The sequence below is a fragment of the Bacillus sp. FSL K6-3149 genome, assembly GCF_038630515.1.
GTDB classification, from domain to species: domain Bacteria; phylum Bacillota; class Bacilli; order Bacillales; family Bacillaceae; genus Bacillus; species Bacillus pumilus.
In genome coordinates this window covers 1,387,246-1,399,427 of record NZ_CP152034.1, presented here as the reverse complement: position 1 = coordinate 1,399,427, position 12,182 = coordinate 1,387,246, and the positions used below count along the sequence as shown (strand labels likewise).

Annotated in this window: 12 protein-coding genes; 5 read left to right on the top strand and 7 right to left on the bottom strand. The window is 44.3% G+C overall.

The window, feature by feature from the left end; all coding sequences use genetic code 11:
* The first annotated feature begins 20 nt into the window (after positions 1–20).
* From MHB83_RS07080 to MHB83_RS07060, 5 genes are all read left to right on the top strand, one after another.
* The gene (locus MHB83_RS07080; RefSeq protein ID WP_050945499.1) at positions 21–395 is read left to right on the top strand and encodes a hypothetical protein; all 375 of its coding nucleotides are present in this window, start codon (positions 21–23) and stop codon (positions 393–395) included.
* A gap of 137 nt (positions 396–532) precedes the next feature.
* Positions 533–1,399 (top strand): TetR/AcrR family transcriptional regulator, encoded by an 867-nt coding sequence (locus MHB83_RS07075; RefSeq protein WP_342496759.1) that lies wholly within the window; start codon positions 533–535, stop codon positions 1,397–1,399.
* Positions 1,400–1,415: 16 nt separating this feature from the next.
* A complete protein-coding gene (locus tag MHB83_RS07070) occupies positions 1,416–2,849 on the top strand; it encodes an MDR family MFS transporter (protein ID WP_050945497.1) in 1,434 nt (477 codons plus the stop codon).
* Between the two features lie 174 nt (positions 2,850–3,023).
* Complete coding sequence (locus MHB83_RS07065) at positions 3,024–4,400, top strand: aspartate kinase (protein ID WP_268459625.1); 1,377 nt, start codon at positions 3,024–3,026, stop codon at positions 4,398–4,400.
* Positions 4,401–4,564: 164 nt separating this feature from the next.
* Entirely contained in the window at positions 4,565–5,410 is an 846-nt protein-coding gene (locus MHB83_RS07060; protein WP_003213998.1) for a GAF domain-containing protein, read from the top strand.
* Between the two features lie 63 nt (positions 5,411–5,473).
* Here MHB83_RS07060 and MHB83_RS07055 read toward each other — a convergent pair whose 3' ends face one another.
* Genes MHB83_RS07055 through MHB83_RS07025 form a run of 7 tightly spaced genes read right to left on the bottom strand, consistent with a single transcriptional unit; the run spans position 5,474 to position 12,111 of the window.
* Entirely contained in the window at positions 5,474–6,808 is a 1,335-nt protein-coding gene (locus tag MHB83_RS07055) for an MmgE/PrpD family protein (protein WP_251191128.1), read from the bottom strand.
* Complete coding sequence (locus tag MHB83_RS07050; RefSeq protein WP_310026004.1) at positions 6,799–7,956, bottom strand: amidohydrolase; 1,158 nt, start codon at positions 7,954–7,956, stop codon at positions 6,799–6,801. The genes MHB83_RS07055 and MHB83_RS07050 overlap by 10 nt, the downstream gene beginning before the upstream one ends.
* 33 nt (positions 7,957–7,989) lie before the next feature.
* Positions 7,990–8,736: an amino acid ABC transporter ATP-binding protein gene (locus MHB83_RS07045; protein WP_044140499.1), complete on the bottom strand. Its 747-nt coding sequence runs from the start codon at positions 8,734–8,736 to the stop codon at positions 7,990–7,992.
* 12 nt (positions 8,737–8,748) lie between these two features.
* Positions 8,749–9,423, bottom strand: coding sequence for an amino acid ABC transporter permease (locus MHB83_RS07040; RefSeq protein WP_003214174.1), 675 nt, complete (start codon positions 9,421–9,423; stop codon positions 8,749–8,751).
* A gap of 24 nt (positions 9,424–9,447) precedes the next feature.
* Positions 9,448–10,242: an amino acid ABC transporter substrate-binding protein gene (locus MHB83_RS07035; protein ID WP_050945492.1), complete on the bottom strand. Its 795-nt coding sequence runs from the start codon at positions 10,240–10,242 to the stop codon at positions 9,448–9,450.
* Positions 10,243–10,264: 22 nt separating this feature from the next.
* Positions 10,265–10,768: a GNAT family N-acetyltransferase gene (locus MHB83_RS07030; protein WP_342496758.1), complete on the bottom strand. Its 504-nt coding sequence runs from the start codon at positions 10,766–10,768 to the stop codon at positions 10,265–10,267.
* Between the two features lie 17 nt (positions 10,769–10,785).
* Entirely contained in the window at positions 10,786–12,111 is a 1,326-nt protein-coding gene (locus MHB83_RS07025; RefSeq protein ID WP_268459619.1) for an LLM class flavin-dependent oxidoreductase, read from the bottom strand.
* Positions 12,112–12,182 lie beyond the last annotated feature (71 nt).

Sequence of the window (12,182 nt, the reverse complement as noted above, 5' to 3'; positions counted from 1 at the left end):
CTTGAAGGGAAGGACCTCATTTGACACGAAAGATATGGACTTACTTATGTATGATGTTACTCGCCATTTGCTTATGTGGATGCCAATCCGTCCGGTATGCCGAATCTAAACCACCTAGTGCAGAAGAGTTATTAGCTCTCGATGAACAGGCAGATTTATTTCAATGGGAAAAAACTGTCTATGAAGCAAATGTAGATTGGACCCATCAACTAACCGTCACTAAAGATCAGCAATTAGGTGTGATTCAGAAAACAGCTGCCGAACATTTTAATCACGGCACAGCTTCCCAGCTGAAAAAAGGGACAGCGATTTACTCTGTAAAGGAGCGAAAAGACCTTTTGATCGCTGAACTTAACGGACAGATCATCATATATGCCGCACATGCAGAAGGATAAAATACCTGTCATAAGATAGGTGTTTTTTAAGTTTCTTTTCTTGTCATAGGTCATTGGTTTTGTTATCATTGCAAAAGTGACCACTCGGTTTCCATTGTGACCATATGGTTTTGCCGATTCGGAAAGGACTTATGAAGATGAATGAAAAGCAAGAAGAGATTTTGCGGGTTTCGAAGAAATTATTTTCTCAAAAAGGCTATATGAGTGTCTCCATGCAGTCAATTGCCGATGCCTGTAAAATATCAAAAGCGTCTATTTATAAGCTGTTTGATTCAAAGGAAGATCTTCTATTAGAACTGATTAAATACAATCAGTGCAAAATGAGAGAGATTTCTCAGATCATTCATTCAGAAACGACGCTGTCCAAAAAGGAAAAATTCACAAAGAAGATCAAGCTTGAGCTTGAAGAGTTTAAAGAGAATCATAAATTTTTGAATATGCTGTCCTTTGAAGCTTTTTCACAGCATTCACCCATTGTGATTAAGCATTTACGTGAGACACGATCCATTATCATGCAGCGGCACAGAGACATTATTTTAAGCACATATGGTGAATCTGTTGCGCCTTACGTCTGGGATCTTGTCATTGTCCTCAACGGATTAATGAGAGAATTCATTTTAATGCTGGCGATTGAGCGCAAGAACATCCAATTAGAAAATGCCGCCGAAATGATTATCGGCGTGATGGACCGTGTGTCGAAAAAGCCTTGCTCTATTGAGCCTGTGCTAACAGATCAGCTGATGGACTCTTATTTGCTTTCCACACAGGACGAATACGATGAAGAAAAGCTTATCATCTCGTACTTAACGAAGATTAAACAAGAGCTTCACACACTGGTAAACGGGGAAGAAAAGGACGATTTCCTCTCTGCGTTTGAACTGCTAAGTGAAGAATTATCAAAGGACCAACCGAGAACCTTTTTAATCAGCTCACTACTCGATTATTTAGGCAAAAATAGCATTTTATCACAAAACGTGTCACAGCTGAAAAGCATCATCTTATAGATAAAGAAGGGATAACATGAACCAATCTACAACATCGTATAATCGATCTGTGATTGTGGGGATTTTCCTCGTTGGGGCATTCGTCGCGATTTTAAACCAAACGCTGCTCATACCAGCGATCCCACATATCATGGAGGAATTCAATATTGATGTCAGCAAAGGACAGTGGCTCACCACAGCCTTTATGCTGACAAACGGGATTCTCATCCCGATCACGGCTTTCTTAATCGAGAAATTTTCAAGCCGTTCTTTAGTTTTAACAGCGCTTAGCATCTTTACAGCCGGTACAATTCTTGCTTCATTCGCAACGAATTTCCCTGTATTACTTGCAGCGCGTATTGTGCAGGCAGCTGGCGCAGGAATTTTAATGCCGCTGATGCAAACGATCTTTTTAACCATTTTCCCGAAAGAAAAACGCGGGCAGGCAATGGGCATGGTCGGACTTGTCATATCTTTCGCACCAGCTCTTGGACCGACACTTGGCGGCTGGATTGTTGATTCCTTCAGCTGGAAGTTCTTGTTCTATATTGTTCTGCCAATCGGTATCATTGATCTCATTCTTGCTTTCTTCTTAATGAAAAATGTAACGCAGCAAAGAGAGACACGTATTGATGTTTTATCTGTCATCTTGTCGTCCTTCGGTTTCGGCGGACTGCTTTACGGATTTTCTAGTGTTGGCACATATGGCTGGACGAGTGCCACTGTCCTCATTTCGCTGATTGTCGGTGCTGTGAGCTTGTTCTTCTTTATTCTACGCCAGTCGAATTTGACAAGACCGATGCTTGAATTTGGTGTCTTTAAGTTTGCCATCTTTAGCTTGACGACCTTTCTTGGGATGCTTGTCTTTGCTTTATTGATTGGGACAGAGACGATTCTGCCGCTCTATACGCAGAATGTCAGAGGGTTGTCTGCTCTTGATACAGGACTGATCTTATTGCCAGGTGCTCTCTTTATGGGGCTCCTCTCACCAATTATTGGACGGATTTTTGATAAAGTCGGCGGAAAAGGGCTGGCATTAGGCGGGTTTACGATACTTACCGTGACGACCTTGCCATTTATGCTGCTCACCCTTGATTCATCGATCGCCCTCATTACGGTCGCTTACACGCTTCGCTTAATCGGGGTTGGGATGATCATGATGCCGCTGACAACAGCAGGTATCAACTCTTTACCGCCTCATTTGATCCCGCATGGGACAGCGATGAATAATACGATGAGACAAATGGGCGGTTCCATTGGGACGGCTGTGCTTGTCTCCATCATGAGCAGCTCTGCTGCAAATGCAGAATTAGCCAGCCCATTAAAATCAGCCGTTCATGGAATGAATACGTCATTCTTCATTTCTGGTCTGATTGCGGTCATTGGGCTTGTCCTCTCCTTTTTCTTAAAGGAAAAACGCAATAATAAAGTGATGAAGCAGGAGCTATCTTCCTCATCATCTTCTTCATAAGAAAAAGAGCTCGGCATATTGCCGGCTCTTTTTTCATATACTCACGCTATACCGTCCTCTCTGAAAACACATTTGTATTTCTAGTGAAGAAAAACCTTGATAATTTGAAGAAAAGAGTTGATAATAGGAACTATTCAATTTGTGAGAAAATTTTTACTATAGGAGATGTATGCATTGAAGGTCGTTAAATTTGGTGGCAGTTCACTTGCATCTGGCAAGCAGCTGCAAAAGGTATTTGACATTGTAACAGCAGATCCAGCTCGAAAAGCAGTCGTTGTTTCCGCACCAGGAAAACGGCATTCAACGGATACGAAGGTCACCGATCTATTAATTAGCTGTGGTGAGCAATATTTACGTTTAGGCGAAGCACACGATTTACAGGAAGCCGTCATCAAGCGGTATGCCTCGATTGCGGATGAACTCGGCTTAAGTCATAACGTGATTGACACCATCCGGCAAGATCTAGATGCTCTTTTACAGGCTGATACGTCTCATCCTGAGCGATATCTTGATGCCATCAAAGCTAGCGGTGAAGACAATAACGCAAAACTCATTGCCGCCTATTTCCGCTATCAAGGTGTCGAAGCTCACTATGTGAATCCAAAGGAAGCTGGTTTATTTGTGAGCGATGAGCCTGGTCAAGCGCAAGTTTTACCGGAGTCATATGATCATTTGTATAAATTAAGAGAGTGCTCTGGCATCATCATATTCCCTGGCTTTTTTGGCTTTAGTCTATCGGGAGACATTGTCACCTTTTCTCGCAGCGGCTCCGATATTACCGGTTCCATTTTGGCAAACGGTTTGAAGGCAGATGTGTATGAAAACTTTACAGATGTGGATGCTGTTTACGCTGTCAATCCAACGATCGTTCATGAGCCAAAGGAGATTACAGAGCTGACGTACCGGGAAATGCGCGAGCTGTCCTATGCTGGTTTTTCTGTGTTCCATGATGAAGCCCTCATTCCGGCCTTCCGTGCAGGCATTCCAGTACAGATTAAAAACACCAATAATCCTTCGGCAAAAGGCACAAAAATTGTGAACCAGCGGGATCATACAAATGGACCCGTTGTCGGAATCGCTTCAGACAGCGGATTTTGCAGCATTTATATTAGCAAATATTTGATGAACCGAGAAGTCGGATTTGGGCGTAAGGTGCTGCAAACATTAGAGGAATATGGGCTTACGTATGAGCACGTCCCTTCTGGCATTGATGATATGAACATTATTTTAAGGCAGGATCAGCTGGAGGAGCAGCATATTGAACAAGAGCTACTCGATCGCTTAAAGCTCGTGCTTGATGCAGATGAGGTCGTGTTAGAGCCGAATCTCTCCCTCATTATGATTGTAGGAGAAGCGATGCGTCACAATGTTGGCACCACAGCAAGAGCAGCAAAGGCGCTGTCAAAAGCGAAGGTCAATATTGAAATGATCAATCAAGGATCTTCAGAGGTCAGCATGATGTTTGGCGTCAAAGCGGCTCAAGAAAAAGAAGCCGTTCAAGCGTTGTATGAGGAATTTTTCTCTATGTCTACCGTCCCTGTCTCTCTTTAATCAGCAGGCTGCCAGATCCCAGGATCGGCAGTCTTTTTTGTTCTCACCCGATTCACATGGATTCGCGCATTAAAGTATATCTATTTCTCGTTTGATTTTGTATGATAGAGACAAACCAACTATTGTTCCGGCCTATGATCGGAGCTACAAGGAGTCCTAAAACAATGCCTCGTCAACAACTATTAAAACAGTTTCGCAATTTTCATGATGCTTCTACGAGTATTCTAAATATGATGAGTCAATTCACTGATGTGAATACACTGTTTATTGCTAAAAACGATCAAACCACCAATCAGATTGTCAAGGTGCTAAATCATGACGAGCAGCTTCTTGAAGAAGGAGAAGAAATTCCTTACGAGAAGACATTTTGCAAGCTGGCGGTTGATCATCAGGATACGCTTGTGATCCCTGATATATCATTGGATGATCGTTCTAAATACTTAGAAGTTACGAAACGTCTTCAAGGCGGATCATTCATCGGAGTGCCGATTGATTTTACAGATGGTACGAACTACGGAACGATTTGCGGGCTTGATTTAAGACCGCAGCAATTCACAGAAGAGCATGTGCATATGTTTGAAACGATGGCTTCTCTATTAAGCTACGTCCTCGAACTAGACCGTGCCAACCGGCAGATTCAGCAATTATCTGTACCGATCGTCCCAGTTGTTGACGGTGTCGCTGTGCTTCCTCTACTTGGTGATATCGAGGAGACACGTGCTCAGCATATATTAGAAACCATTTTACAGGAAAGCTATAGGCTGTCGCTCTCTCATTTGGTCATTGATGTATCGGGAACAAAACGCCTGAATGAACAGAGCATTCAATATCTGGTCAGCTATGCACAAACGCTGAGACTTTTAGGGATTTCGGCTGTTTTAACAGGGATTAAGCAAGATCTTGCTTTAAGTGCGATTCAATCGAATATTTCATTTAAAGACATCACCATTCGGAAAGACTTGCCGCAGGCACTTGCTCATATTGGGTTGACGTTTACCAAAATGGATTAAGAAATGATATATACAAAAAGGGCTAAAATGATGTTTATTTTAGCCCTTTTTCTTCTTTTTAAATCATGCCAACTGCTGCAAATAAGAAGAATCGTTTCCGTCTTCAATAACTTGTAAAATCTCCTGTGCATGCGATTCGTCAGTGACACTGTTTAATTTTTGCATGATGTCTTCTTTCGATAATGCGTGGCCTGGTGCGCCCCGCGGAATATCGACTCGTTCGCTAATGATGGTGCCATCAGATAAGGTAAGCTTCACAATCGTAAAGCGATCTTTTGGGACAGCGTCTGGATGGGGTTCTATCGTTTGATCATATCCTCTGCTCACCCGCTTCATCCATGTGCGCATGTGTGATGGAATGGTTTTTTTCGTAAAGTGATCCAGCGTGAGCGTCTGTCCAAACACGGCAAGTGCGATCACATATTCAACACTGAATCGTCCTTCTTCTCCAGTCGAAGGTGCCCGCTCAATAAGCGCTGCATCTCCGCCAGGCGGGAATAGGACCTCTACTTGTTTCACCTGCTCCGGTAAGAAAGGATGCTCTTTCATTAAGGATTGGATCGCATCGGCTGCATGATGCGCAGCTGAACAGAACGGGTATACTTTGAACCACAGCCCCGGCGAGACAATACGCCACGTTGTACCATACCCCTCTAGTAAACGACTTTCCGCACGCTCCTGATCTCCATAGAGAGAAAAGAAACCAAGCGTGCCATCAAGAACCGCTTCATTCCCGCCGAAACCTGAACAAGCTAAATCCATAGACCAGACAGCTGTTTTAGCCGCTAAGCCGGCTTGTAATGGTTTCATATCAGAGCCGAACTGCTTTCGCATTCCGGCCGATTGCGCTCCGGCAAAGCCGATTGCCTTCGTCAGCTCTTCCTGAGAAACTTGTTTTAAATACCCAATGGCACATACTGCCGCAATGGCTCCAAGGGTTCCGGTATTATGCCAGCCCCGTTCATAATGCGCCTTGCCGATGGATTCGCCAAGCCTCGCCATCACTTCAACACCGGTGATGTAGGCTGCTAAAAATCGATCGCCAAACCCTTTGCCGTCTGATAGCTGTGATAGCAATGCTGGAATGATGACTGCACTTGGGTGTCCTCTCACGTCTGAATGGACATCATCATAATCAAGGGCGTGGATCAGGTAGCCGTTCAGCATCGCTGCGGATTGACGGCTGACCTTCTTCCCTTGTCCAATGACAGGAATTTGAGCTGCTCCGCCTTCTTGTTCCACCAGTGCCATGAGCTTTTGAATTCCTTCATCCTCTTTCGCAGCAAGCGCTGCTGCCGCAGCATCTAACAGACCATTTCGAGCCATTTCTACCGCCCGCTGGTCTTGAAGTGGATGAGCAGACAGTACAACCTCTGCCAGTTGTTTTGTTAGTTCCATGATCGTGACTCCAATGCCCGAACAGCAAGCTCGGCAAAGAAGGCAGCGGCAACAGGGAGTGCGCCTTCATTTAATGTAAAGGCAGGGTGATGCCATTCCTCCGTACCGCTTGTCCCCATCCATACGAAAAAGCCTGGAATGTGTTCTTGATAAAGGGCAAAATCTTCTCCGCCCGGTGACTGCTCTGCCTGAACGACTGTGAGATCCAGCGCACTTGCCGTTTCTTCGACCACCTTTGTCAAACGATCGTCATTCAACACAGAAGGCAAATACGGATGCCATTTCACTTCACCTTTCGCCCCAAATCCCTCGGCAATCCCACTCACGATTTGTTTCATAAGCTCTGGAATCATCGCTCTTACTTCAGGCTCAAACGTCCGAACGGTTCCTTCCATCTCAACACGATCAGGAATCACATTCCATGATGTACCACCTTGAATGCGTGTGATACTGACAACTGCATGATGCAATGAGCTGATGCGGCGGCTAACGATTTGCTGAAGAGCACTTGTGATCTGCCCGCTGATGGCAATCGGGTCCACCGTATGATTCGGAATACCTGCATGACCACCCGTTCCTTTTATATTGATTTCAAACCGGTCTACACTTGCCATCAACGCTTTTTCTCTAATGCCTATAGTGCCAACTGGCAGGTCAGGTTTGTTGTGCATACCAAAAATCGCATCCACTCCATCTAAAACGCCTGCCTCTATGACATGTTTCGCTCCTTGCGCGACTTCCTCAGCCGGCTGGAACAAAATGCGGACCGTTCCTTTGATCTCGTGTTTCCGTTCTTTTAATAAAAGAGCCGCTCCAAAGATAGAAGCTGTATGGAAATCATGTCCGCATGCATGCATTTTGCCCGGTACCTTTGAAGAAAATGGTTCGCCAGATGCTTCTTCAATCGGAAGTGCATCAATATCGGCTCTCAAAGCAATTGTCGGCCCCTCTTGTTCTCCTTTGATTTCACAGACAACACCTGTTTGAAGAGCTGGAAAATCGAGTACGGTGATCCCTTCCTCTTCTAACCAGCCACGCAGTTTTTTAGTCGTTTCATGTTCTTCAAATGCCAGCTCTGGATGCTCATGAAGCGCTCGGCGAATGTTAATTAAACGTTTGTTTAATGCTTCTTTTCCTTTTGATTTCACTGATACTCACCCCTCTAAAGAGTAAAAAGCAGCTTATGCTTCTTCAGCCGCTGCTTCTTTTTGGATAAATCGTTTTGTCCGTTCATTCTTCGTTTCATCAAATAACTCAGTTGGTGTGCCCTGTTCAATAATATGACCATCCGCCATGAAAATCACATGGTCTGCCACTTCTCTTGCAAACGTCATTTCATGTGTGACGATGATCATCGTTGTTTCTTGAATCGCAATGGATTTAATGACTTGAAGCACACCTGAGACAAGCTCTGGATCAAGTGCTGACGTTGGTTCATCGAGTAGAATCGCATGTGGATCAACGGCTAATGCGCGGGCAATCCCAATTCGCTGCTGCTGTCCGCCAGATAACGTGACTGGATAGCTGTCAGCCTTTTGCTCTAACCCTACCTGCTTCAGCAGCTTCATTCCAATCTCATTTGCCTGCTGCTTCGTCATTTTTTTCGTCACAAGCAGTGATTCTGTGATGTTTTGCAGTGCTGTCTTGTTTTTAAATAGATTATAGTTTTGAAACACCATGGCCGTTTGTTGACGCAGGTGATGGGCTTCTTTTCGTGTATATTTAGACGCATCGAGCTTCGCATCGCCAATTTCAATCGTGCCTTCATCTGGTATTTCTAATAAATTTAAGCAGCGCAGCAAGGTGGATTTACCGGAGCCAGAAGGTCCGATAATGGCCACAACCTGCCCTTTTTGCACGTCGAGATTGATTCCGTCTAAGACGACAAGGTCGCCGAATGATTTCTTCAAATTGGTGAGCTTGATCATGTCCACACCTCCTTAATTCCGGTAAGGTTTGCTAATTTTTCGTTCAAATAGGTCTTGAAGGAAGCTATAAATGATGGTCATCACCCAATACACAATCCCTACGGCTAAATAGGTTTCAAAGTATTTATAGTTCGCCGATGCAATCATCTTCCCTTGTGCAAACATTTCTGCCACACCAATCGTAAAGGCAAGAGATGTTTCTTTTAAAAGACCGATAAAGGTATTCCCCGTCGCTGGAATCGCATTTCTAATTGCCTGCGGGAAAATAATTCTGACGTAAGACTGCCATCTTGTCATGCCGACAGATAGACAAGCTTCCAGTTGCCCTTCATCTACAGAATTAAGGGCCGCTCTGAAAATTTCTGCTAAGTATGCTGAGTTTTTAATACTTAATCCGATAATGACCGCTGTTAGGGCATCCATTGAGGTCATCGCAGGGAATAGCTGCGGAAGACCAAAATAAATGAGAAAGAGCTGAACCAAGGTTGGAACCGCTCTGAAAAAAGAAATATACAGCTTGGCAAATTGGTATAAAACAGGTATCCGGTTTTTCGTAATGAGCGCGAATACCACACCAATGATAATGGCAAATACCATGGAGACAATCGCCATGAAGATCGTTATCGGCAAGTATTGGATCAATGTCGGAAAAACGGTCACCATATACTGCCAATCAATTTTGTTCATGTCTGCTCTTCACCGCCGCTGTCGTTATTTTTTAATTGGCACTGTGACATCGTCTTTGAAATACTTCTCAGACAATTTCTTAAGTGTCCCGTCTTCTCTTAATTCTTTAATCGCTTTGTTAAATTCTTCTCTTAGCTTGTCATGCTTTTTATCTTTGGCAAATGGGTAGCCTACTTCTTCATACACAATTGGGTTGCCAACGATTTTGAGTGGCAGACCTGTTTTTTCAATTTGAGCAAGTAATACACTGCGTCCGTTGACATAAGCATCTACGCGGCCATTTGCCACTTCATTTAAGACACCGTCTTGCGTTTCATATGTTTTAATATTGATTTTTTTGTCCGGATCTTTGCTTTCTAAGTTTTTGGCGTGGTTAGAGCCAAGAACCGCCGCCACTGTTTTTCCTTTTAAATCATCAAGACCTTTGATGTCGTTGTTGTCCTTTTTCACGATGATTTGTGTTCCTGCATAAGCGTACGTATCAGTGAAATTAAACGTTTGTTTACGCTCATCTGTGACTGCGACTTGGTTTGACACTGTATCCAGCTTACCAGACGTCAGCTGTCCCATGAGTCCGCTGAATTCACTCAGCTGCCAGTCTAGTTTGTAGCCGAGCTTTTTCGCAACCGCTTCAGTTACTTCGACATCGAAGCCAACAAGCTTGCCATTGTCTTTATAGGCAAACGGATAGCTTTGTCCTGTGGCACCTACCTTTAATACTTTTTCATCTTTGCCTTCACCCTGATTGCCCCCGCCGCAAGCTGCTAAAACTGCCAGCATTGCTGCAAATAGAACGACTAGCCACTTTTTGTTTTTCATGTTCGTATACCCTTCTTTCCTTTTATGGTTGTGTGACATCTGATCTTAGTTGTTTTTTAAAATAAACCGTGATGTGCCCCTTGCCTAAATCCTTTTCTCCTGCTCTGACGTAGCCTTTGCGCTCATACATGTCTATGAGCCACGGATGCTTATCAGCTGTACCTAGAGATACGTATGGCACCTTCAAGGTATCCCTTAACACTTCGGTTTCCACCCATTCCAGCAAGACAGAGCCTGTCCCTTTTTTGGCGGATGGTTCTGAGGCAAACCACCAAATGTGAGGGACGCCGAACGGGCCTGGCTGTTCTCCCCAAGGCATACGGAGCGACAAGGTGGATAGAAGCTCTCCGTTTTCTTCCATCACATAGCAAAGATTCTTTTGTACATTTTTCTGAACGAGAGCAAAATCAGCATGTGCTGCTTGGAACTGGATGCCGAGCTCACGAATTGGCTCATAGGCTCTTGTTGTCAGTTCAAGCAGTGCCTCTATATCTGCCTCTGTTGCCAGACGAAACGTGTATCCCAACGTTAGTCACCTCACCCTTATGTCGTGTAGCGATTTTTTGGCTCAGTTAATCCTAGATTTTCTCGTAAAGTTTGTCCTGTATATTCTGTTTTGAATAAGCCTCTTTCCTGAAGGATTGGGATGACGCGGTCTACGAACATATCCAGCCCTTCTGGCAATAGCGGCGGCATGACGTTAAAGCCGTCTGCTGCTTCTTCATTGATCCATGTCTCCATCACATCTGCGAGCTGCTGCGGTGTACCAATGAAAATATTATGACCACGAGAGCCGGCAACCGATTGATAGAGCTGGCGAATGGTCAGGTGATCCTTTCTCGCCATATTCATCACGAGATCAAAACGGCTTTTTACCGCATTTGACGTACTTGGATCAATCTCTGGAAGCGGTCCGTCTAAAGGATACTGAGACAGATCAATCCCACCTAAGTAGTTTTGCAGAATGCTCAGCCCAATCTCAGGAACAATCAGCTCCTGTAATTCTTCATATTTCGCTTTGGCTTCTTCCTCTGTATCAGCAATAATCGGGAAGATGCCCGGCATAATGCTGACGTCCTCTCTAGCACGGCCAGCAGCCTCTACTTTCTCCTTCAAGCTTTGATAAAATTCCTTCGCTTTTTTGAGATCGTTTTGTGCTGTGAAAATGAGTTCAGCTGTTTTTGCTGCAAGCTTTTGACCATCTTCGGATGATCCTGCTTGAATGATCACTGGCTGCCCTTGAGGCGTGCGTGATACATTGAGAGGACCTCGTACTGAGAAGAACTCTCCTTTATGCTGGAGCTCATGAAGCTTACTAGATTCAAAGAATTCTCCCGTTTCCTTGTTTCTGACAAGGGCGTCTTCCTCCCAAGAATCCCAAAGACCTTTCACGACCTCGACGAACTCTTCTGCTCGCTCGTATCGTTTATGGTGGGCTAAATGCTCTTCTCCGCTAAAGTTTTTCGCTGTTTCTTCAATAGAAGATGTGACCACATTCCATGCCGCTCTTCCGCCTGATAAATGATCAAGGGAGGCAAACTGTCTTGCAATATGGAAAGGCTCACTGTATGTAGTGGATGCTGTTGCTGCTAAACCAATTGATGAAGTAGACTCAGCAATGGACGAAAGCAGGGTAAGCGGTTCAAATCTCGTCAGTACATTCGGATGAGAGGTTTGGTTAATGGATAAGCTGTCGGCTAAAAAGAGTAAATCTAGCTTTCCTTCCTCTGCTTTTTTCGCTAATTGTTTAAAATAATCCAGGTTCATGGCTGCATCTGATACGGCATTCGGATGTCTCCAAGAGGCAACATGATGTCCAGTTCCTGCGATGAATACGCCTAGCTTGAGCTTCCTTTTCGGCTGTGACACTTGTTCTTCATCCTTTCTATATCCTGATGTATCAAACTGAAGTCCTCGTAAGATACATTTTTCTGATTGAA

What these genes read in the sequence shown, in the direction of transcription:
- MHB83_RS07075 (WP_342496759.1), top strand. Translation starts at nt 533, where the DNA reads ATGAATGAAAAGCAAGAAGAGATTTTGCGGGTTTCGAAGAAATTATTT.
- MHB83_RS07070 (WP_050945497.1), top strand. Translation starts at nt 1,416, where the DNA reads ATGAACCAATCTACAACATCGTATAATCGATCTGTGATTGTGGGGATT.
- MHB83_RS07060 (WP_003213998.1), top strand. Translation starts at nt 4,565, where the DNA reads ATGCCTCGTCAACAACTATTAAAACAGTTTCGCAATTTTCATGATGCT.
- MHB83_RS07055 (WP_251191128.1), bottom strand. Translation starts at nt 6,808, where the DNA reads ATGGAACTAACAAAACAACTGGCAGAGGTTGTACTGTCTGCTCATCCA.
- MHB83_RS07045 (WP_044140499.1), bottom strand. Translation starts at nt 8,736, where the DNA reads ATGATCAAGCTCACCAATTTGAAGAAATCATTCGGCGACCTTGTCGTC.
- MHB83_RS07040 (WP_003214174.1), bottom strand. Translation starts at nt 9,423, where the DNA reads ATGAACAAAATTGATTGGCAGTATATGGTGACCGTTTTTCCGACATTG.
- MHB83_RS07035 (WP_050945492.1), bottom strand. Translation starts at nt 10,242, where the DNA reads ATGAAAAACAAAAAGTGGCTAGTCGTTCTATTTGCAGCAATGCTGGCA.